Source organism: Blautia sp. AM23-13AC, from assembly GCF_003435675.1.
Taxonomy (GTDB): Bacteria; Bacillota; Clostridia; order Lachnospirales; family Lachnospiraceae; genus Fusicatenibacter; species Fusicatenibacter saccharivorans.
This window is the reverse complement of record NZ_QTUL01000012.1, coordinates 21,655-43,379: the sequence shown is the minus strand read 5'-3', so window position 1 is coordinate 43,379 and position 21,725 is coordinate 21,655. Positions and strand designations below refer to the sequence as shown.

At 48.2% G+C, this 21,725-nt stretch carries 16 protein-coding genes and 1 riboswitch; of the genes, 10 read left to right on the top strand and 6 right to left on the bottom strand.

Annotated features, from left to right (window positions below; genetic code table 11):
• Window positions 1-201 precede the first annotated feature (201 nt).
• Window positions 202-330: riboswitch (FMN riboswitch) on the bottom strand.
• A 78-nt stretch (window positions 331-408) separates the two neighbouring features.
• From DW642_RS12390 to DW642_RS12375, 4 genes are all read right to left on the bottom strand, one after another.
• Window positions 409-3,372, bottom strand: coding sequence for a glycoside hydrolase family 3 C-terminal domain-containing protein (locus tag DW642_RS12390; protein WP_117510368.1), 2,964 nt, complete (start codon window positions 3,370-3,372; stop codon window positions 409-411).
• 195 nt (window positions 3,373-3,567) lie between these two features.
• A complete protein-coding gene (locus tag DW642_RS12385; protein ID WP_117510367.1) occupies window positions 3,568-5,286 on the bottom strand; it encodes an extracellular solute-binding protein in 1,719 nt (572 codons plus the stop codon).
• Window positions 5,287-5,388: 102 nt separating this feature from the next.
• On the bottom strand, window positions 5,389-6,252 hold the full coding sequence (locus DW642_RS12380) for a carbohydrate ABC transporter permease (RefSeq protein ID WP_117510366.1): 864 nt from the start codon (window positions 6,250-6,252) through the stop codon (window positions 5,389-5,391).
• Window positions 6,253-6,264: 12 nt separating this feature from the next.
• Window positions 6,265-7,200 (bottom strand): ABC transporter permease, encoded by a 936-nt coding sequence (locus DW642_RS12375; protein ID WP_173841824.1) that lies wholly within the window; start codon window positions 7,198-7,200, stop codon window positions 6,265-6,267.
• Between the two features lie 363 nt (window positions 7,201-7,563).
• On the opposite strand from DW642_RS12375, the gene DW642_RS12370 reads away from it, so the two are divergent.
• The 4 genes from DW642_RS12370 to DW642_RS12355 all read left to right on the top strand — a co-directional run bounded on the left by DW642_RS12370 (window position 7,564) and on the right by DW642_RS12355 (window position 14,166).
• Window positions 7,564-8,277, top strand: a complete 714-nt coding sequence (locus DW642_RS12370; protein WP_055266899.1) for a response regulator transcription factor — start codon at window positions 7,564-7,566, stop codon at window positions 8,275-8,277.
• On the top strand, window positions 8,243-10,003 hold the full coding sequence (locus DW642_RS12365; RefSeq protein ID WP_117510364.1) for a sensor histidine kinase: 1,761 nt from the start codon (window positions 8,243-8,245) through the stop codon (window positions 10,001-10,003). Before DW642_RS12370 ends, DW642_RS12365 begins: the two co-directional genes overlap by 35 nt.
• Window positions 10,004-10,093: 90 nt before the next feature.
• On the top strand, window positions 10,094-11,185 hold the full coding sequence (locus DW642_RS12360; protein ID WP_070103713.1) for a glycosyltransferase family 2 protein: 1,092 nt from the start codon (window positions 10,094-10,096) through the stop codon (window positions 11,183-11,185).
• On the top strand, window positions 11,182-14,166 hold the full coding sequence (locus DW642_RS12355; protein WP_117510363.1) for a YfhO family protein: 2,985 nt from the start codon (window positions 11,182-11,184) through the stop codon (window positions 14,164-14,166). Before DW642_RS12360 ends, DW642_RS12355 begins: the two co-directional genes overlap by 4 nt.
• 39 nt (window positions 14,167-14,205) lie before the next feature.
• On the opposite strand, the gene DW642_RS16680 is transcribed toward DW642_RS12355, so the two are convergent.
• Window positions 14,206-14,418: a DUF6783 domain-containing protein gene (locus DW642_RS16680; RefSeq protein WP_306665944.1), complete on the bottom strand. Its 213-nt coding sequence runs from the start codon at window positions 14,416-14,418 to the stop codon at window positions 14,206-14,208.
• Here DW642_RS16680 and DW642_RS16675 point away from each other — a divergent pair.
• The 4 genes from DW642_RS16675 to DW642_RS12335 all read left to right on the top strand — a co-directional run bounded on the left by DW642_RS16675 (window position 14,338) and on the right by DW642_RS12335 (window position 16,657).
• Window positions 14,338-14,511 (top strand): DUF6783 domain-containing protein, encoded by a 174-nt coding sequence (locus DW642_RS16675; RefSeq protein WP_308054139.1) that lies wholly within the window; start codon window positions 14,338-14,340, stop codon window positions 14,509-14,511. The genes DW642_RS16680 and DW642_RS16675 overlap by 81 nt on opposite strands.
• Window positions 14,502-14,894 carry a VOC family protein gene (locus tag DW642_RS12345; protein ID WP_055227805.1) on the top strand — a complete coding sequence of 131 codons (393 nt, stop codon included), beginning with the start codon at window positions 14,502-14,504 and terminating at the stop codon, window positions 14,892-14,894. The genes DW642_RS16675 and DW642_RS12345 overlap by 10 nt, the downstream gene beginning before the upstream one ends.
• Window positions 14,895-15,252: 358 nt before the next feature.
• A complete protein-coding gene (locus tag DW642_RS12340; protein ID WP_055227803.1) occupies window positions 15,253-15,531 on the top strand; it encodes a helix-turn-helix domain-containing protein in 279 nt (92 codons plus the stop codon).
• Window positions 15,518-16,657, top strand: coding sequence for a type II toxin-antitoxin system HipA family toxin (locus DW642_RS12335; protein ID WP_055227801.1), 1,140 nt, complete (start codon window positions 15,518-15,520; stop codon window positions 16,655-16,657). The genes DW642_RS12340 and DW642_RS12335 overlap by 14 nt, the downstream gene beginning before the upstream one ends.
• A 209-nt stretch (window positions 16,658-16,866) precedes the next feature.
• On the opposite strand, the gene DW642_RS12330 is transcribed toward DW642_RS12335, so the two are convergent.
• The gene (locus tag DW642_RS12330) at window positions 16,867-18,690 is read right to left on the bottom strand and encodes a S8 family peptidase (RefSeq protein WP_117510362.1); all 1,824 of its coding nucleotides are present in this window, start codon (window positions 18,688-18,690) and stop codon (window positions 16,867-16,869) included.
• Window positions 18,691-18,804: 114 nt separating this feature from the next.
• Between DW642_RS12330 and trkA the strand changes: the two genes are divergently transcribed.
• Complete coding sequence (gene trkA, locus DW642_RS12325) at window positions 18,805-20,235, top strand: Trk system potassium transporter TrkA (protein ID WP_256359696.1); 1,431 nt, start codon at window positions 18,805-18,807, stop codon at window positions 20,233-20,235.
• A gap of 15 nt (window positions 20,236-20,250) precedes the next feature.
• Entirely contained in the window at window positions 20,251-21,693 is a 1,443-nt protein-coding gene (locus DW642_RS12320) for a TrkH family potassium uptake protein (protein WP_117510361.1), read from the top strand.
• Window positions 21,694-21,725: the final 32 nt, after the last annotated feature.

Sequence of the window (21,725 nt, the reverse complement as noted above, 5' to 3'; positions counted from 1 at the left end):
CTTTTTTTTCTGGAGATCTTGACCGGTTCTGCCGGAAGTAACGAGTCCAAATACGCTCCACGAATTTGAACTCGTTTTCGCGGCAGTCGCCAAGGTCTCGTGCAAGCACGGACTTTGGCTCGTTGCCCGCGAAAAAAAGTGCCCTGAATTCCTTTTCTTGAATTCAGGGCACCAAAAATATTTCCATGCAAATAAATTTTATTTCATCTTCTTTCATCCAGACTTTAACTGTTGGTCCCGGAGTTGCACCGAGTCAGCCGCTGTTTGATATCGCAGCGGGTCGCGGACTATACCGCCAGTAGGGAATCACACCCTGCCCTGAAGATCTCCGTATTTTGTTTTTACAGGAATATTTTATTCATATTCACACAATTTGTCAATACTTTTTTCAGACAATACATGATCTGGTTAGTTTGCTACACCCATATGAATTTTTCCTGTGCTCTTATTTTGCAGCACACGCAGATAGCAGATCCGCATATCTCCCGTCAGGACGAGACGGATCTCAGATGCGCCATCCGTCTGCGGTCTGTCTGCGAGGGAAATTTCGATATCCTCATAAACCGGCTCACGGTACCGATTGCGCTCTTTTACTTCGTCCTCCGCATAACGGTCCAGTTTCGGAGCGCTGCGTAACTCGCAGGTTCTTGTGTCACCGGTAAAGCTTCCCATCGAAATACCGTCCACAAAGGCTTCCACACTGCCGCCACGTTCACTCTTCACATGAAGTGCCAGAACAGTAGCATCGGAAAGATCACAGTCACGGTAAACGAGAACACCTTCTTTCGTCTCATCCTGCACGCGGACTGCCTTGAAATTGAAGTGGCCTTCCGTCAGATACATGTTCTCGTAATCATCGTAGTGGTCTGCCGCGGTAAATGCACTCAGATCGCGTACTCCCCTTTTTCCGCCCGGAATAAAGATTTCTGCGGAAACGGCTTTATCCTTGCAGGATGCGCCCGCATAGATTTCATACGTTCCTTCTTCTACCATCAGTCTGCGGCTGATGACATCGTAGAAGCGAAGCTCCTCCACCGGGATTTCCAGTGCGATGTGTCTCGTCTCGCCCGGGGCAATGTTTTTCACACGGACAAAATCAAGCAGCTGGCAGATTGGTTTCTTTACGCAGGATTCCAGAGCGGAACCGTAGATCTGGACGACCTCGTCGCTTGCGGTAGCGCCCGTATTTCTCACATCGAGAGAGATCTGCAGCAGACGGTCATCTTTTAAGGAAATCTTATAGTTCTCATACGCAAATGTGGTATACGTCAGGCCATAGCCGAATGGATACAATTCCTTCCCGTCGAAATAGCGGTACGTTCTTTTTCCTTTGATGATGTCGTAATCATCAATGTCCGGCAGCTGATCGATACTCTCATACCAGGTCATATTCAGACGGCCGGCCGGTGCATAGATTCCAAGCACAGCCTCTGCCATTGCGCTTCCCATATCCTGGCTTCCCGTTGCAGACATGATGATCGCCGGCAGTTTTTCCATCGCTTTCTGAAGTGTGTACGGATAATTCGTAAACAGCACCAGAACGGTATTCGGATTGACCTCTGTGATCCGGTCAAGCAGCATCTCCTGCTCCTCTGGCAGCTCCAGTGTGTTGCGGTCGATCTCCTCTTTCGCATTGATCACGGAGTTACAGCCGAGCGCAAGTAAAACCTGCTTTTTGCCCCGGACTGCAGCAACTGCTTTTTCAATTCCGTTTTCGACAACCTCCATCGTAATCGGAATTCCCTCCGTCTGCTCAAAGGAGAAAAATCCCTCTGCATCCTTATAAACCGGGTAATGGAAACGGTTGGTCAGCACAACGCTGCCATCCTCCTGTGGCTCCACGTGGAAAATCTCCATCACGAACCAGTCGAAGGCTTCCTCCCGGTCTGCCGCAATCTGTCCCATTTTCGGCTTTTCTCCCTGCGACTCTGAGAGTCTTGCGCTGAGGTATTTTCCGGTACGGACACTCTTGAACGTATAGCTTCCCTCACCCCAGTATTCCTTGATAAACACATCTGGCTCATCTGCCATCTGAAGTGTTCCGTCTTCTGCTACGGCAAGACCTTTTCCATCACAGCGGAAAACAACGCGATCCAGACCATCCGCGAATGTAATGTTCTCCTGCTTCAGTACTTCCATCCCCTGCAGGAAGGTTGTGCGGTATGGTGCCGTTCCGCCGTACCAGTCCTGATACCATGCACCACCAAGCGGTCCGACAATGGCAATATCTTCTGCTTTCAGGGCTTTGTCAAGTGGCAGCGCTCCGTTCTCATTTTTCAGAAGTACGATCGATTCGCGGCTCAGCTCTTTACAGATTTCACGTGCCTTCGGGGAATCGATATCGTCCTCGGTCACACGGTCATACGGATTCAGATTTTCCCGATCATAAACGCCGAGACGAAGCTTCGTCTCCATCATACAGCGAATAGAGCGGTCCATATCCTCTTCTTTCAGAATGCCAAGCTCATATGCCTCGCGTGCCGCCTGCTCTACCATACGCGGATCGTCAGACATGGCATCCACACCGGCTTTCAGCGCCGTTGCGATCGTCTCCGCATGCTGTCCGAAATAGTGATGCAGATTCACGACAAGTCCCATCGCACCGCCGTCGCTGACAACGTGACGGAGACCGTACTGTTTTTTCAGAATATCGGTCACTTCCGGATTCAGGATACCGATCGTTCCGTTGATCTTGTTATATGCCGTCATAATGCCCTCTGCGCCGCCATCCTCAATACATCTGCGGAATGGCTCCAGATACAGCTCATATTTGTTCCGCGGGTCAATGGAAGAATTTTTCCATCCGCGGCCGACCTCCGTGTTGTTTCCATAGAAATGCTTTAAGGTCGCTGCACAGCGCAGATACTTCGGATCATCGCCCTGCATTCCCCGGATATAAGCACCGGCCATTTTTCCGGTCAGCACAGGATCCTCTCCGTAACCTTCTTCGTTTCTTCCCCATCTCGGATCGCGCTCAAGATCAACGGTCGGAGCCCATCTGCTGAGTCCATGGCCCTGATGGCGGTGCCATACGACGCGCGCCTCGGTTCCTGTTATTTCACCGGCCTGTCTGATCAGCTCCGGATCCCAGGATGCACTCATACCGATCGGCTGTGGGAAGGATGTTGTCACATCCGGTTTTCCAAGACCGTTCTGATCGTTTCTGCCCTCAACGCCGTGTGCCGCCTCACCGCCCACAGAGACACCCGGAATGCCAAGGCGCGGCAGATCCGGGGAAGAGCTGGCGAGGTATCCCAGTTTTTCTTCGACCGTCATTTCTTTTAACAGCCAGTCGATTCTTTCCTGATCCGTCAGTGATGCATCCCAGAACGGTGTGTTTTTGTTTACCTGAAACTCCTTCTTTTCTGTCATTTTCCAAAAACCTCCCGATTATTTTGTCTCATGAAATTGTTTGCAGATTTTCCATATACTGTTATCTTTTTACAATGTTTCACATTTCCCATTACTGTCGCTGTATTTAAAAACATGGCCTGACATTTAATAATATCAGACCATGTTTTTGTGCCGCCTTCCGTTCAACGGCAAAACCTTATGTTTTTGCTTTACTTACTCTACATCAACAAGTTTGGTAGCAAGGAACTCTGTCATAGCTTCTTCTGCATCTGCCAGACCATTGTCTGTCAGCTCCTGTACCATGCTCTCCCAGTTTCCATCAAACTCATCTTCGGTACCAGTTACGCATTTAACAAGTCCCGGCCAAGCAATTTCGTCCAGAATTGTCTGTTTCTCAGCAAGTTCCTGTGGCTGCTGATATGCCCACAGTGCAGAGTATGGAAGAAGATCGAACTCTTCCGGCTGTGCAAACATGTCGGTCAGCATCTCAAATCCCATCGCTTCGCATCCTTCTTTTTCTGCTGTATTGTAGTTTGCAATAACAGACTCTTTGGTAGTTGGAGTATATGGGAATCCGTCTTCAGAGTAGGAACCTGTTCCGTAGATCGGGAATCCAGTGTAGTTGTCAATACCGGTATTCTTTGCATAATCCGGATCAGACTGAGCTTTTGCAACTTCTTCATCGGTACGATATGGCTGTCCGTTATCATCGAGGAAGTAGTTCTCGCCTTCAATACCCCAGTGATACAGGATCTGTCCTTCATCGGAGCACAGATAGTCAAGGAATTTGATGGCACGAACCGGATCTTCACAGCTCTTGGTAATTCCAATACCCCAGCCAACGGTAGTTCCCTGATACAGAAGGGCTTTTTCTACCTGATCTTCTCTTAAGGTTACAGGAAGTCCAACATAAGTCTGATCTACTTTTCCGTCTGCTACCAGAGTAGCTTCGCACTGGCTGTAATGCCACTCAGCATCGGTGATGGCAACAACACGGCCGCTGGCAACTTTTGCAATATAGTCATCATCTGTCTGCGTTGCAAAGTTCGGATCCAGGATACCTTCGTTGTACATACGGCACAGCCATTTGAAGTATTCTTTCTCTTCATCTGTTACATGTTTGTAATGTACGTTGTACTCGTCGTCAATGATCCACTGTCCATTATCCGGGGATGCATCAGCGATCAGTCCTGCCGGGTTTCCAAGGGTAATCATCCAGTGCCAGTCAGAAGCACTCATGGTGATACCGATCATATCCAGACCATCTTCTGTTTTTGGATGTGCTGCAAGATAGCTCTTGATCATTTTTTCATACTCATCCAGTGTCTTCGGATATTTATAATCGTTCTCTTTTAATGCAGCCCACTGAATCTGGCAGCTTCCGCCTGTTGTCAGGGTTTTCTGGTTTACACCTGCGTAGGAAAGCTGATAGATTCCAGGATCATCCTGGCTCCATTTCAGTTTTTCCATCTCTGCTCCGTACATTTTTTTGATGTTTGGACCATATTTTTCAATCAGGTCTGTCATATCAATCAGCGCGCCTGCCTGATACAAATCCGTTGCTGAGCCTTTTGCATAAATCATGTCCGGATACTCATCATTTGCGATCATCAGCGCAATATCTTCTTTTGCATCACCCTGGGATGCTACCGGATAGGAAACATCCAGTGTAACGCCTGTTGCCTCTGTGATTGCTTTTGCTACCGGGTTATCCCAGTTGCCGTTTTTACCATCAGCGTTAAAATACTCAAAGGTAATCGGAGATTTGTCATCTGCATCATCTGCTGTCTCGCCTGAAGAACTTGCCTCTGCCGCTGATCCAGTCTCTGTGCTGGAACCTCCCTTGCTGCTGCCACTGTCGGAACCGCATCCTGCGAGCATTCCGGCCACCATAGCAGATACTAACATGAGTGATACTACTTTTCTTTTCATAAAAGCCCTCCTTAAAATGGTTTATGTCATCCTGCACTCTTTCTTTCGCCTGGCAGGAATAAACATCATCTTTTTCTAAAAATTTTTTAATACTGTTTTTTATCAGTCTTTAACAGAACCAAGTGTCATACCGCCGATAAAGTATTTCTGAAGGAACGGATATACAATAACGATCGGCACAGTTGCTACAATCGTTACGGCCATACGTACGGACATTGGTGTTACGGCCGTCTGTACATTGGTTCCTGCATGAACGTCCATTTTCATGGTCGCCTGGTTCATAATCTCATACAGTTTGTACTGCAGAGTCGGGAGTTTTTTCGCATACAGGTAAGTATCCATGAAGGAGTTCCACTGTCCTACTGCATAGTACAGACCTACGGTTGCGATAACCGGTTTACAAAGCGGCATAACGACTTTATACCAGATCTGAAAATCGTTTGCTCCGTCGAGCTTTGCTGCCTCCTGCAGAGCCATCGGCAGTCCGTCGATATAAGAGCGGACCAGAATCATATTATAAACCCACATCAGACCAGGCAGAATGTATACCATGAAGTTATTGCCCAGCTTTAAGGTACGGATAATCAGAAGGTATTCCGGAATCATTCCGCCACCGACATACATGGTAACAACGAACAGAAGCTGGAATGGTTTGCGGAGTACGAAGTCTCTGCGGCTTAATGTGTAAGCAACCATCGAGGTACATACAATACCTACGATTGTTCCGATGATGGTTCTTGTTACAGAAATCACAGCCGGCATTGCAATGCCGCCGTCTTTAAATACATATTTATAGTTGCTTAATGTAAACTTTCTCGGAATGATGAAGTTTACATTCTTAATGGTATCCGTAGAATCGTTGAACGAAATCGCCAGTACGTTCAGGAACGGATAAATGGTGATGATGACGAGGAATACGAAGATTACCGCCAGTACGTAGTCAAATTTTTTTGCTTTCTTGTTCATATTCGCGTCCTCCTACATAAGTTTATCTTCGCCTACCAGACCGGCAATCTTATTGGCGATCAGCAGCAGGGTAACGCTGACTGCAGACTGGAATACACCGATTGCGGTACCAAGACCGTAGTTGCTGTTTCCGATACCTCTCTTATAAGAGAACCAGGAAAGTACCATCGTGTGATCCTCAACCAGCGGGTTACTAAGAAGCATCTGACGCTCCATACCTACGTTCAGGGCGCCACCGATGCTCATAATCAGCAGTACGATGATGGTCGGTCGGATACCCGGCAGAGTGATATGCCAGATCTTCTGCAGACGGCTTGCACCGTCCATATCAGCGGCCTCGTAAAGACCAGGATCAATACCTGCCATGGCGGACAGATAAATAATTGCGTTCCAGCCAACCTCTTTCCAGCAGTTGATCAGGATAATGGTTACCCAGATAAGCGGTGAGTTGGAACTCATCAGGTGCAGGTTCTTGCCGAAGATACTGTCAACAACACCGCCGTCGTTGAAAATATTCTTTGCAATACTTGCAATGATAACCCAGGATACAAAGTGCGGCAGATAAGAAATGGTCTGCGTTACTTTTTTGAACTTCATAAAGAACATCTCGTTCAGAAGAACCGCAAATGCGATTGCTGCGATCGTTCCAACCGCGATGTCAAGGAAGCTTACTCCCAATGTGTTGATTAATGTCTGTGTGAACAGACGGTCTTTAAATGCATCTGTAAAGTTCTTAAATCCAACCCAGGTTCTCTCCCAGATCGGAAGTGCGAACGTTGCCGGTTTTACCTCCTGAAACGCCATCGTCCATCCCCAAAGTGGAATATACTTGAAGATAATCAGCCAGATTACAAATGGTACTGACATTACAAGCAGCCAGCGCTGTTTCCACAAAATTGCAGGTGTGATTTTCTGTCCTCTTTTCTTTTTCACCTTTTCCTTCGCCATGCTCCCCATCCTTTCCGTTGTTTTGTGCGTTTTTATTACGCATTTTCTTTGCTTATTTGTGATATTTACATCATATCAAATAAAATCCCAGTTTGATATTGTGTATTTTGTCCACTTATATTGACTTTTTTTATCTTTTTCCACATTTTCAGGTGCTATGGCAGGCATTTTTACTAATTTATATGCGTTTGTTTTTATTTTTTACACCAGCTTACAATTCTACCAATCAGTGTTTTTTTTGTAAAAAAAGCAGGAAAACGTAATGGGGGATTACATTTTAAGAAAAATGTCAGTTTTTTATCCAAATAATCTCCGTTTTCTCTGCTATGATAAACACCATAGAACCAAGAGGGGAAAAACGAGATGAGCCAATACAACATATTAGTCGTAGACGACGACCGGGAAATCGTAAGATCTCTCGGCAAACTATTAGAACTGGAAGGCTACAGGGTAAAAAAAGCCTACAACGGCATGGAGGCACTCGACATCCTCATGACCGAACAGATCCATCTGATCCTGCTCGATGTCATGATGCCCAAAATGAACGGCCTTTCCGCCCTGATGAAAATAAGAGAAAAAAACAACATCCCGATTATCATGCTTTCCGCGAAAACCGAAGAGAGCGATAAAGTCATCGGACTTTCGATGGGCGCCGATGATTACGTGACAAAGCCGTATAATACCGCCGAACTCATGGCCCGTGTTAAATCCCAGCTCCGCCGTTACTTCTCCTTAGGCGCCGCAAACGGAACCACACAAAGCCAGGATATCCTGAAAAACGGCGGTCTGCTGCTGAACCGAAACACCAAAGAACTCCTGGTGGACGGTGAACCTGTTCGCCTGACCGCAACCGAGTACAAAATTATGGAGCTTCTGATGGAGCATCCCGGCTATGTATTCTCAGCCGAAGAAATCTACAGCCAGGTCTGGCAGGAGGATGCTTACAGCGTAGAAAATACCGTCATGGTTCATATCCGGCGCATTCGTGAGAAAATCGAAATTACGCCGAAAAATCCAAAATATTTAAAGGTGGTGTGGGGAATTGGATACAAAATTGAAAAAATTGACGGAAACTGAAAAACGCATCCTGCTGTGGATGCTTACCGATCTTTCTATGGTACTGATTTTGTGCGGAAAGCTTCTGCGGAAATGGGCCAGTGAATTCGAATGGGGAATGTGGCGCAACATCGAATGGGGTATCGGCATTGGAGTGACGGTAGTCGGCGTTTTGGGCATAGCCGCAGCCTTGTATCTGGTATGGAAATTCCGAAAAAATACCGGGAACTCGAAAATGACTGCTTTTGCCGGCAGCGAACCGGAAAAAGCGGGAAAAACAGCAAAAAGCAGCGAAGGGGCAGCCGCAGATAAGTCCGAGACAGATGAAATAGAAAAATCCCGGCAGATGCAGTTTGAGGCAAGAGCCGCTGCGGAAGCAGAGAAAGAGCAGCTGTTTCTGAAAAAATCCGAAAAGGTGCCAAATGAGCTTCTGGTTCTTGTCGGAGGATTTGCTTTTTTCGGATGGCTTCAGCCGCTCCGGCACAGCTATGCCAGATACCGCATTGTTGCCGAATGGGGTACTGTAATAGAGTGTGTGCAGACAGGTCTTCTGTTTTTTGGAATCTGTGGCGTTTTCCTTCTCAGTGCCGGCATTCTTGTCTGTCGCTATGAAAAGAAACAACTGAGAGAAATGTCCTTTTTTTGCAGAGAAAGGAAGCGTTACAGAGATCGGACCAGCCTGGAACGGCAGCTTGCCGGTCAGAGTAAATGGCCGTTCCGTGTGGCACTGATTGCGGAACTTCTAATCGTGATTACCATGATCACCGGACTGATAAACGGAATGGATGGCGAGGTGCTGTTTGTCATTCTTCTTGGGCTGACCACGCTGATTTTAATTCTGTTTGCCTGGAAAACATACCGCAGTCGCCTGAACCGGGAGATGGGCCTTTTGATGGAACAGATCCATACGATGGCAGAAGGCAGCATGGAAAGCCGGATCCATGAAATATCCGAAAAATCCCTGCTGTATCCGGCGTTTGCAGAGCTGGAAAATATTGAGAGCGCTATGCAGAAGAGCGTAGAAAAACAGATGCAGGCGGAGCGTCTCAAAATTGACCTGATTACCAACGTATCGCACGATCTGAAAACCCCGCTCACCTCGATGGTCGGCTATACGGATCTTCTGAAAAAAGAGGATCTGACACCGGCGGCACAGGATTACGTCGAAGTGATTTCTGTGAAACAGGAACAGCTAAAGGAGATGATCCAAAGCCTCTTCGAGCTCTCCAAATCGACAAGCGGAACCGAAAAATTCCAGATGGAAAAAATGGATATGAAACGGTTGATCGAGCAGACCCTCGCCGATATGGACGATGCGATTGCGCAGAGCAATCTGTCGTTCCGCACGGCGCTCGGAGATGAGCCGCTGCCGTTCCTTGGGGATAATGGGAAAATGTACCGCGTGATACAGAATCTCGTGGAAAATATCCTGAAATACAGCCTGGGCGGAACGAGAGTTTACATTGACGCAGGGAAGGAAAAAGGGGAGATTTTCGTGACGATGAAAAACATTTCCGCCTATGAGATGAATTTTGAAGCGGAGGAAATGATGGAACGCTTTGTGCGCGGCGACGAATCACGGACGAGCGAGGGGCACGGCCTTGGCCTTGCGATTGCATCAAGCTACACGGCCAACATGGGCGGCCGCATGGAGCTTGCGGCAGACGGCGATCTGTTTAAAGTCATCCTGCGTTTCCCGGAGGCAGGCGAGGATTCTGCAGCGGGAGAAACAGCCACAAAAACCTGACTTGCATAAGAATGAGACAGAAGCGGGATTGCAGCAGGAAGGATCTGCAGAAGGATTCTGAGAGAGTATGTAATCCCCGGGAGGAAAAAAATGGAGACAATCAGTATTATCATACCATGCTACAACGAAGAGGAAGCAATTCCGGTTTACTACGAGACGATGGTACGTCAGATGGATGAGATGGAAGAACAGCAGAAGGTTCAGTTCGAGCTGATCTTTGTTGACGACGGCTCGAAGGATCACAGTCTGTTTGAGATGCGCCGGCTTGCGCAGAAGGATATGCGCTGCCGTTACCTCTCGTTTTCGAGAAATTTCGGAAAAGAGGCAGCCATGTACGCCGGACTGCAGGCGGCCAAAGGCGATTACGTAACGGTGATGGATGTCGACCTTCAGGATCCGCCGTCCCTTCTTCCGAAAATGTACGCGATGCTGCAGAGCGGCACCTGTGACTGTGTAGCGGCACGCCGCAGTTCACGGGAGGGCGAGGGAAAAATCAAATCCTTCTTATCAAATGCCTTCTACGGTGTGATCAACCGCCTTTCCAGAACAGAGATTGTAAGCGGTGCACGGGACTACCGTCTGATGAGCCGCAAAATGGTGGATGCCGTGCTGGAAATGAGTGAGTACAACCGCTTTTCCAAAGGGATTTTCGGATGGGTCGGTTTTCACACAGAATGGCTGGAATTTGAGCACGAGGACCGCTGCGCCGGGACGTCGAAGTGGCCGCTTCGAAAGCTCCTCGCGTACTCGGTCGACGGCATCACAGGCTTTTCCGTAGCCCCGCTGTCACTTGCATCTGTCATGGGCGTGCTTTTTTTCCTGATTTCTATGATTCTGATCGTGTTCATCATCGGAAGAACGCTGCTGTTTGGCGATCCCGTTGCGGGCTGGCCGTCGATGGCATGCATCCTTTTTCTGGTGAGCGGTGTACAGCTTTTCTGCACGGGCATTGTAGGCATTTATCTTTCCAAGACATATCTTGAAACAAAGCACCGTCCGATCTATCTCTTAAAGGAGACGAGTGAAGAGACGGTCAAGATGCACAGTGTGCAGCCGGTGAAAAAGCAGGAGAGTGCTGCAAAGAGAAGAAAAGATACCCATACGGCCGAAAAGAAAAACGTGTATTTTCCAGAGTATGCCGACAAACGCCATGCGTCTGAAAGAGGAGAAATCCGGGCATGAAAAAGGAAATCTTAAAGGAAATAAGAGAGCCGGGAAAATCACGGAAAAAGAAAGGCCAGCCGAAAGGACGGCGGAACGGCTTCTTGGAAGGTCTTACCGGAAAGGATTTTACGGCGGCTGGTCTGTTTTTCTTTTCTTTGCTTTTGTGCCGGCTGTTCGTCCTGCAATACGGCGTATTCGGCTCCTCGATTGACTGGATCAGCCAGCACAGCACCCTTGCCGATTACTTCCGGAAGCGGTTTTACGCGACCGGAAACCTCTTCCCGGATTTCGCATGGAATCTGGGAGGAGGTCAGAATATTTACCATTTTGCCTACTACGGACTGCTGAGTCCGACCATGCTGTTATCCTACCTTTTCCCGTTCATCCCGATGGACCTGTGGGTGATGGGTTCCTCCGCGCTGCTGTATGCGGCGGATGCAGTGCTTTTTTATCAATGGATCAGCAAAAAGGGTCTGCATTACGGCAACTGTCTTTTTACATCACTTTTCTTTACGTGTTCTACCGCACTTCTATATCATTCCTATAATCAGCTTATGTTTGTCAATTATATGCCGTTTCTGCTGCTGGCTCTGCTGGGCGTGGATCGCCATTTTCAGAAGAGAAAGAGCGGTCTGCTGATTCTTTCCGTTCTTGGGATGATTCTGACCAGCTTTTATTTTTCGGTCGGCGGGCTGCTTGCGCTCACGGCGTATGCAGTGACGGAGTATTTGAAATGCGGTACAGAAAATGCTGCGTATGAAGCGGAACAGGAGAATCGAAAAGTGTCGCGGAATCAAAAGGCCGGGGCAGAGAAAAAGCAGAGGGCAGGTGAAAAATCTGCCGGAACGGGTGAAACCTTGGTGGGTTTGCGGAGCTTTTTTGGCGCAGCAATCCGCTTTGCGCTTCCGGTCCTCGCAGGAATCCTTCTTTCCGGTATTCTGCTGATCCCATCGGCTGCCGCCTTGTTCGGCGGCAGCGGCGAGGGCGGACGCGGCACCGCAGCGGGCGGCATCGCAGGACTTTTTACCGATCCGGCGATGTGGAAACCGCAGTTTCTGATCCTGCGTCTCTGCTACACGCCGTACGGCATTGGCCTCTCCGCATTTGCGGGGGTGGCGCTTTTGGGCAGAGTGATCGGAAAGAGCCGGTTGCGTGAGAAACTGTTGTCCTTCCTTTTGCTGGTATTCTTTTGTATTCCCCTGTTCGGCTATCTGCTGAACGGCGGCCTGTACAGCAAAGATAAAGTATTCATCCCGTTTCTTCCGGTCCTCTGTGCAGAAGTCGGGCTTTATGTGGAAAACCAGCTTGTCCGGAAGCGGGAGTGTGGAAAAAATCGAAGCACCGGGAATTTTAAGCGCAAAGTCATGACAGAGCTGCGAGAATTGCTTCCGTACCTCATAGTTCTGATTCTGATGTGGAATGCAAAGCAAGAGACATACTTTGAACCATACTGGCATCTCGGCATACTGGATGTGATTTGTGTGACTGCGTGCTATCTGGCATGGCGGTGGTTTCCGGCAAAAAAACGGCTGCGGGGCAGAGAGCTTCCGTTTCTGCCGCTCGTCTTTAGTGCTGTGATTCTTGCATTTGCCGGAAAAGCAATCAATCAGGAAAAGCATGTGATGATCCCGCGTAAAACGTATGAAGCTCTGACGGACAGCAAGATTGCAGCGGCAATCCGCGAGATCCGTGCGGAGGATCCCGGCTGGTACCGTATGGAGCAGTATGGAGACGGCGGACAGAACCTTGCGAACGTCAACCGGATATGGGATATTGGACAGAATGTTTCGACGATTTATTCCTCGGCATACAATGCAGAATATAAGAAATTCCGGGACGAGACGTATGGGATTAATGAAGCCTTCCGCAACCGCATGATGCAGACGGTTTCCGATGATCCGCTGTTCTGGCAGTTCATGGGAGTGAAATATATTCTGGCAGAAACACGGCCGGAGGGGTATGAACTGTACCGGGATTACGGGGACTTTCAGGTTTATCGTGCCATATCCGCAGCGCCGGTTGCCTACGTGACAGACCAGGTGGTTTCCGAGACGGAATACAAATCATTACCTTATCCGCAGAACCAGGAAATACTGGAGACGGCAGCCGTGATCCCGGATCAGGAAAAATCGGCGGAATCTGTGGATAATTTCAGAGCCGCTGCAGATTCAGATACAAAGAATGGTTCTGTAGGACCCCTGTTTCACAGTTGTTTTCAGAAAGTGAACCTTGAAATTCCAGAGACCGATCAGGAAGATCTGCGCATTCAGAAGACAGCGGACGGATATGAGATTGAGACGAAAAAATCCGTGACCGTCTCAGCAACGCTGCCGGGTGCCGCAGAGAGAGCGACGCTGCTCGCCGTTTCTTTCGAGGTGGAGAATCAGAAAGCGAGTCATGATATGTTCATCCGCATCAACGGCCAGACCAACCGCCTGACCGGCATCAACCATACGTATGCCAATGGGAATACACAGTTTAACTATCTTGTAACGATGAAAGAAGATGGAACTGCATTCATTCGGATGGGAAAAGGCCATTATATCCTGAAAAATTTTGAGACATGGACTGGTATGGCACAGCCGTTGGAAAAAACGGAGCAGTTGTACAGTCAGGCGGTTACCCTGATTGGCGGAACAACAGCAACATACGGCGGCGACGGCATCACAGGCGTGGTTTCCGCGGAAAGAGACGGATACCTCATCACCAGCATTCCATACGATGAAAATTTTGTGCTGAAAGTGGATGGGAAAGAAACAATGCTGTTCCGCGCAAACACGGCATTTCTCGGCGCAAAAATCCCATCAGGCGAGCACAAAATTGTTCTTGTGTACCATGCGCCCGGACGGGCGGCTGGCAGTTGGTGCAGCCTGATGGGAGGAATGCTGGCACTCATCCTTGTGATCTGTGAAAAAAAGAAACAGCAAAACGGCAGCGAACGGGCAGGAGAGAGCAAAATGTTGCAAAAACAGCGGAAATATTATATCATCAGAGTGTAAAAATAGTTGTAGTGACGCTTGGTGGAATGGAGCATATCTTTACAGCCGCAGGAAGAACTGGCAGCGTTTGCCCGTTTTGGAAACGCCGTTGCAAGCCTTTGTGTGGAGAAAAAAGGTGCTAGAGCGTGTCTGAAAAATCATTTCCGCAATCTGCAAGCTCCACTTTGCGGTATATTTTACCCTCATTCGGTTGCCGTAGCCCGCTACGCCGCCCTTATTCGGATAAAATCTCCCACGAACTGGGACTCGCAGCTCACGAAAAGCCTTTTTCAGACACGCTCTATTCCGGCCATGCCGGATCTGGCACAGGTAGAAAAAAGACTGGGGGATAAGAAATGGAATTAAGAGAGCAGTTAAATGGAATCCAGCATGTCGGTATTCCGACCAACGATATTGAGATGACGATTGCGTTTTATGAAAAGCTTGGATTTGAAATTGCATTCCGCACCGTAAATGAGGCGGCGGATGAGAAAGTGGCATTCTTAAAGCTTGGAACACTTGTGATCGAAACGTACGAAAACAAAGCTGCAGCACTGAAACCCGGAGCAATCGACCATGTGGCGATTGACGTAAAGAATATTGAAAAGGTTCACGAAATGATTACCGGGGCCGGTCTGAATACGACGCAGGATGAAGTACATTTCCTTCCGTTCTGGGAAAATGGCGTCCGTTTCTTCACGATCGAAGGACCAAATAAAGAAAAAGTGGAATTCAGCCAGTATTTGTAACGATTCCAAGCCATGCGAAATGGAAGAAAAATCGCGAATCATGCTTGCATGAATATCCGTTTGACCAGCAAAGCCTCTGCCGGAAAGCAAAATTTTTGCCCGGCAGAGGCTTTTTTACTTACTCTGAAACAAATACTACCGGATAGTCAAAAAAGCGCAAATTATCCCTATAGAGTAAAGGAGATGCAAAATTTATCTGCAGTTACAAAAACGGGGTGGAGTTTTTATGGAAACAGGGCAGGAAATCATTGTGCTTTCTGCACGTGAGTGGTAAAATAGAATAGATAATATATAATCTGTTTTGAATAAAAACAGGATATTTTAGATAACATATAATCTGTAACAAGAAGGGGAAAAAATGGAACAATTTATATGGGAAACTCCGGAAGAACTGGATCAAAAACTTGCGCAGCGAGTGAGAAAAATCAGAAAGAGACGTTCAATTACGCAGGAAAAATTAGCATCTATAAGCGGAGTGAGTTACGGCTCAATCAAAAGATTCGAAACGACAGGACAAATTTCCCTGTTATCTTTAACGAAAATTGCAATCGCACTGGATCTTGCAGATGAGCTCAGAAATATTTTCACGCAGGTACCGTATAAAGATATTCAGGAGGTTATCAATGAAACAAGATAAAGTACTGCAGGTGTGTTATGAGGATCAAACGGTGGGAACATTAGCTATGACGGCAGACCACAAAGTGGCATTTCAGTACAGTGATGAATGGCTGGAAACCGGATTTTCGATCAACCCATTTTCATTGCCTTTGCAAAAACAGGTATTTGTTCCAGTTAAGGATCATTTTGAAGGATTATTTGGGGTTTTTGCGGACAGTCTTCCAGATCATTGGGGCAGATTACTGTTGGATCGCCTGTTACGGGCACATAAACAAAATCCGGATGAACTGACCGTACTGGATCGTCTGGCGATTGTGGGCACATCGGGGATGGGAGCGTTGACATATCACCCGGAAAAGAATTTTCCAGAGGAGCAGAGCAGTGCAGATCTGGACAAACTGGCGGAAGAGTGTCAAAAGATACTGAATACAGAGTATTCGGATAAACTGGACGAATTGTATCTGCTGGGAGGTACCAGCGGCGGAGCAAGACCTAAAATCATGACAACCATTGATAATGAAGAATGGATTATCAAATTTCCAGCGCATGTGGACGGAAAAGATGCAGGAAAAATGGAATATGACTATTCCTGCTGTGCCAAGGCCTGCGGAATTATGATGAGTGAAACGAGATTGTTTCCATCAGAAAAATGTAAAGGATATTTTGGAACTAAAAGGTTTGACAGGAGAAACTGTTTGAAAGGGAAAAAGAAAGTGCACATGTTGACGACAGCTGCAATTCTGGAATTGGATTTTGAGCAGCCAAGTCTGGACTATCATGGATTAATGAAACTGACAAAAATCATGACACGCAATTGCGATGAAGATGTTGAAAATATGTTCCGCCGAATGTGTTTCAATGTTTTTGCACATAACAGAGATGATCATTCGAAGAACTTCACGTATTTGTACGAAGCAGACGAAGATAAATGGCATTTAAGTCCGGCATATGATCTTACTTACAGTAATACGTATTATGGCGAACATACTACGTCAGTAGATGGAAATGGAAGAAATCCAGGCAGAAAAGAGTTACTGGCGGTAGGAACTGGTGCAGGGATGAAAAAGACAAGGTGTGAAGAGATCATAGACGAAATTGAGAAAAAAGTAAAGGAAATGTTGGAAGAATATCTTTTGGGTAAGTGATTCTCTTTGCATTCAAAAAATTTTAAACAGCAAGTTATTAACAGTTAAATAAAAAAGAGTTGCCAGACAAATGAACACTATAAGTACCTTGCTACGAGTTTTATTTTCGTAGCAAAGTACAAGATAGTACAGAGATAAAAATATGTCTCATTTGTCGTTTAACTCTTCACATTGCGCTTTTATTTCTTCTATCGAATCCTTCAATAACTTTAATCTGGCAGGCTACTTTCTAAACAAAGTCGTCCCCATCCCACCCGCCGGTTCGGGTATTCGCTCTCGGATGCGATGGGTTTTGCGCCTGCGATGAGATAAGCTTTCAGCTTTTCACCATATAAAAACGGGTCATTTCCGCGCAGAATACCCCATTCCATCATAAGAGCGGCGCTTCCCGATACAAAAGGCGTGGCAAACGAGGTGCCGGTGAAGGAAGCATAGCCGCCGCCGGAACGGGGAGCTGGGATATTGACACCCGGGGCGGCGAGATCAGGTTTAATTTCGTGGAGAATACGGGTATAGCCGCGGCCGGAGAAGCTGGCATAGGAGGAAAGGCGGGGATCGTAGGCACCGACCGTGATGGCGGAGCGGGCGGTGGAAGGGATGGTGAGTGTGGTGTCGGCAGTGGGGGAGAAGAAGCGTGTCTGTGAACCGACGGCGTTTCCGCCGGGAAGCCAGAGGTCAAAGGAACCGGAGATCAGGCGGCCGGGGGTGAGACGCAAGGTCCAGATGCCGTTTTCGACGGACAGATGGTTTCCTGCGCCCTGAAAGGTCAGGTAAATTTCCTGCGCCTGGCTGTAGGGGGATGGCATGCCATAAAACAGGAGAAGTTCTGTCGGACCAAGCGTCAGACGCGCCGTGCCGAGGACAGGAGAGAGCGTGCCGGAGCGGATGCCGCCGGGGGAAATCAGTTCGATCGAGATTTCATCCCCATAAACCTTCCAGATCTGGAGACTGAACGAGGATTCATAAGCACCGACCTGAAATTCAACGGAGACAGCGCGGTCAGCCGTTGCCGAGACCGCAGACGTCGCAGCCGGATCAGATGTCGGACGGACTGTTTGCGTCTGACCGGACGACTTGCGGTCCGACTTTAGGTTCCCGGTATAATGGCGTCCGGTATCCCCTTCATTTCCTGCCCCGATACAGATCACGTTCTGCCCTAAATTTGACACTGCATTCAAATACGTTTCAAGTAAGGAATCCCCGCTGTGCGAACCGTAATTATTCCCGAAGCTCAAATTAATCACAAGCGGCCGCTCCACCAGAAGTGCATATCTTACGCAGAAATCCACCGCCTGCAGCAATTGCGATGTCCGCGGCAGATCCGCCGGATCAGGATTCCCAAGCTTTACGACCACGAGTGTTGCTTCCGGTGCCACGCCCCGCATGGCCGCATCTGCCGAGGATCTCCCATTTCCCGCTGCGATTCCGAGCACCGCTGTCCCATGCCCCGTCACATCGCGGGACGGCACGAGGGCAAACCGTTCTTCCGGCGTAGAAGATGCAAGTGCCTCATTGATCTGCTGCCGTGTATATACCGACCCAAGAGCATACCCCATCGGAGGATTCCCCGGAATCGTCTGATCCCATAAAATTGCAATTCGGCTTGTCCCGTCCGGTGCGCAGAAATCAGGATGCGCATAGTCCACGCCTGAATCAATGCATGCAAGCAGCACCCCATTCCCAGACAGACCCATAACCCCCTCCTGCACAGGCGTAATACAGGATATGCTCCGCACAAATGCATCTGCGAAATAAAGTAATTTCGGTTTCTCCAGATAGGTAATCTGCGGCAGTCCTGTCACGTAATCCATCAGGGACTCCGGAACCAGAAGAATGGCATACGAAAACAGCAGCAGCGTCACACGAACTCCCTGCTCCTCCAGAAAAGCCAGGTCTCCCTGATACTGTACAATTACTTCCCATGTTTTGCTGTAAGAGTTATAACCTGCCGAAAGCTCCGGCACACGCCGCCGTTCGACTTCCGTTGCGGCCAGCGCAAGGTTCAACAGGTTTTCCCTTTTTTGATCAGTCATTACAAAAACTCCGTCCAAAATGTTGTTAAAATCTATTCCGCTTTTCCTGGAAATATGATATAATCGCCATCGTACAATAGGGGTACAGATCTGCTTTTTGGAGTGCATCGAAAAATGGTTTTACGATGCCGCCTGGCGGGTCTTTACTATTTTACGCGAAATGCTTTTGCATTGAAGGGAGAGAACATGAAAATTATCATTGTGGGCTGCGGAAAAGTCGGAGCCGCACTGACCGCCCAGCTGAGCCGCGAGGACAACCTTGTGACGGTCATCGACACAGACAGTATTGTCGTCCGCAACGTCTCCAACACCTATGACGTTATGGGAATTGTAGGAAACGGAGCAAGCTATCAGGTGCTTCAGGAGGCGGATATTGAGCATGCGGATCTGATGATTGCCGTAACCAAAAGCGATGAAATGAACCTGCTTTGCTGTGTCATTGCCAAACAGGCAGCAGACTGTCACACCATCGCCAGAGTTCGAAATCCGATGTATCGGGAGGAGAGAGAATTTATCCGTAAAAAGCTGGGTCTGTCCATGATCATCAACCCGGAGCACGCGGCCGCCATGGAAATGGCAAGACTGCTGCGGTTCCCATCTGCGATTGAGATCGACAGCTTTTCCCGCGGAAGAATCGAAATGCTGCGCTTTAAAGTGCCGGAAACATCGAAAATTGTCCATATGTCGCTGCGTGAGCTGGCCGGAGCGCTTCAGTACAGTCTGCTGGTCTGTGCTGTTGAGCGAAACGGCGAGGTTTACATACCGGATGGAAATTTTGTGATCCAGGCAAAAGACAGCCTTTCCATCATTACCACACCGCAGAACGCAGAGAGCCTGTTTAAGAAAATTGGTGTTCATACAAACAAGGTACACAATACGATGATCGTTGGCGGCGGTGAAATTACGTATTATCTCGCAAAATCACTGGCAAATATGAACGTCGATGTCAAGATTATCGAGAAAAATAAGGATCGCTGTGAGGTTTTAAGCGAAGCACTGCCGGATGCAACCGTTATTTACGGTGACGGAAGTGACCAGGAGCTCTTAAAAGAGGAGCGCATCCAGAATATGGATTCCTTTGTGGCCTGCACCGATATGGATGAGGAAAACATCATTCTGTCGCTGTATGCGAAAGAGAAGGTATCCTCAAAGGTTGTAACGAAAATCAACCATCTGGAATTTAATGATGTTATCCACAGCCTGAACCTGGACAGCCTGATCTACCCGAAACACATCACCGCAGAGTACATTCTGCAGTATGTCCGGGCAATGAAAAACTCCATCGGAAGCAACGTTGAGACGCTGTATAAGCTGATGGAAGACCGTGTGGAGGCTCTTGAGTTTATCGTGAACCAGAATTGCCGTATGATCGGCATCCGTCTGCAGGATATGAAAACACGGCCAAACCTTCTGGTAGCAGCGATTAACAGACAGGGAAAGGTCATCATTCCGGGTGGACAGGATTCCTTTGAGGCAGGAGATTCCGTCATTATCGTAACAACGGAAACCGGTCTTCAGGATATCCATGAGATTCTGGCAGAGTAACGGGGGAAGCGGATTATGAACTATAAAATGATTCGTTTTGTCATCAGCTGGGTGCTGAAAGTGGAAGGTATGCTGATGCTGTTTCCGGCGCTGGTCGGAGCCCTGTATCAGGAAAAGACAGGCTTTGCGTATCTTATCTGGGGACTGCTCTGCATTGCGGCCGGTCTGATCCTCTGCTTCAGAAAACCGTCCAATATGGAAATCTATTCCCGCGACGGATTTGTCTGCGTTTCGTTAAGCTGGGTTGTCCTTGGTGTTTTCGGAGCGGTGCCGTTTGTAATTACGGGGGAAATTCCGTTTTATATCAATGCGCTGTTTGAGATCGTTTCCGGTTTTACAACGACAGGAGCCAGCATTTTGAGTGATGTGGAAGCCCTTTCACACGCCAGCCTGTTCTGGAGAAGCTTTTCCCACTGGATTGGCGGTATGGGCGTTCTTGTGTTCATTCTTGCATTGCTTCCGATGAAGGGCGGTTCCGTCATGAACCTGATGAAGGCAGAGAGCCCGGGACCGACCGTTTCCAAATTTGTTCCGAGAGTGCGCGGAACCGCTAAAATTCTGTATCAGATTTATCTTGGCATGACACTTTTTACCATTGCTGCCCTGCTGCTTTCCGGCATGAAGACATTTGATTCTGTCACACTCGCCATGGGAGCTGCCGGAACAGGAGGCTTTGCCGTGTTGAACAGCGGTTGTGCAGTGTACACACCACTGCAGCAGTGGATTCTGACAATCGCCATGATTGCGTTCGGTGTGAATTTTAACTTTTATTATCTGATGCTTTGCAAAAAGGGAAAGGCCGCCATTTCGTCCCAGGAGGTAAGAGCGTATTTCCTGATTATCCTTCTGGCAGGAGGCGTGATTTCCTGGAATACCTATCCGATGTACCATTCCATCGGTGAAGCGGTGCGGACTGCCTTTTTCCAGGTCGGATCGATTATCACGACAACGGGTTATTCCACGACGGACTTTGACCTCTGGCCGGAGCTGTCAAAATGTATTCTGGTGATGCTGATGTTCATCGGAGCCTGTGCCGGTTCAACGGGAGGCGGAATCAAGGTTTCGCGAATCCTGATCCTCTTAAAAACCGTGAAAAAAGAGCTTGGTTCGATCGTACATCCGCGCAGTATCAAACGCATCCGTTTCGACGATCACCCGGTAGAGCATGAGGTTCTGCGGGCGATCAACGTATTTTTGATTGTTTATCTGGTGATCTACAGCTTTTCCATGCTGATCATCAGTGTGGATGGATTTTCCTTCGAGACAAACTTCACGGCAGTTGCCGCAACACTGAACAACATCGGACCGGGTCTTGACCAGGTAGGACCGACCAGTAACTTCTTTGGATACGGTCCGGTTTCCAAGCTGATTCTGATTTTTGATATGCTGGCAGGCCGTCTGGAACTGTTTCCGATGCTGATTCTTTTCTATCCGTCTACCTGGAAGAAGAGAGGATAAAGCGGTTCACCGGGAAGAAAAGGGACTTTGCG

Excerpts from the sequence above, each read along its gene's own strand:
- DW642_RS12360 (WP_070103713.1), top strand. The coding sequence starts at position 10,094 with ATGGAGACAATCAGTATTATCATACCATGCTACAACGAAGAGGAAGCA.
- DW642_RS12375 (WP_173841824.1), bottom strand. The coding sequence starts at position 7,200 with ATGGCGAAGGAAAAGGTGAAAAAGAAAAGAGGACAGAAAATCACACCT.
- trkA (WP_256359696.1), top strand. The coding sequence starts at position 18,805 with ATGGTTTTACGATGCCGCCTGGCGGGTCTTTACTATTTTACGCGAAAT.
- DW642_RS12335 (WP_055227801.1), top strand. The coding sequence starts at position 15,518 with ATGAAACAAGATAAAGTACTGCAGGTGTGTTATGAGGATCAAACGGTG.
- DW642_RS12355 (WP_117510363.1), top strand. The coding sequence starts at position 11,182 with ATGAAAAAGGAAATCTTAAAGGAAATAAGAGAGCCGGGAAAATCACGG.
- DW642_RS12390 (WP_117510368.1), bottom strand. The coding sequence starts at position 3,372 with ATGACAGAAAAGAAGGAGTTTCAGGTAAACAAAAACACACCGTTCTGG.
- DW642_RS12320 (WP_117510361.1), top strand. The coding sequence starts at position 20,251 with ATGAACTATAAAATGATTCGTTTTGTCATCAGCTGGGTGCTGAAAGTG.
- DW642_RS12330 (WP_117510362.1), bottom strand. The coding sequence starts at position 18,690 with ATGACTGATCAAAAAAGGGAAAACCTGTTGAACCTTGCGCTGGCCGCA.
- DW642_RS12385 (WP_117510367.1), bottom strand. The coding sequence starts at position 5,286 with ATGAAAAGAAAAGTAGTATCACTCATGTTAGTATCTGCTATGGTGGCC.
- DW642_RS12380 (WP_117510366.1), bottom strand. The coding sequence starts at position 6,252 with ATGAACAAGAAAGCAAAAAAATTTGACTACGTACTGGCGGTAATCTTC.
- DW642_RS12340 (WP_055227803.1), top strand. The coding sequence starts at position 15,253 with ATGGAACAATTTATATGGGAAACTCCGGAAGAACTGGATCAAAAACTT.
- DW642_RS12370 (WP_055266899.1), top strand. The coding sequence starts at position 7,564 with ATGAGCCAATACAACATATTAGTCGTAGACGACGACCGGGAAATCGTA.
- DW642_RS12345 (WP_055227805.1), top strand. The coding sequence starts at position 14,502 with ATGGAATTAAGAGAGCAGTTAAATGGAATCCAGCATGTCGGTATTCCG.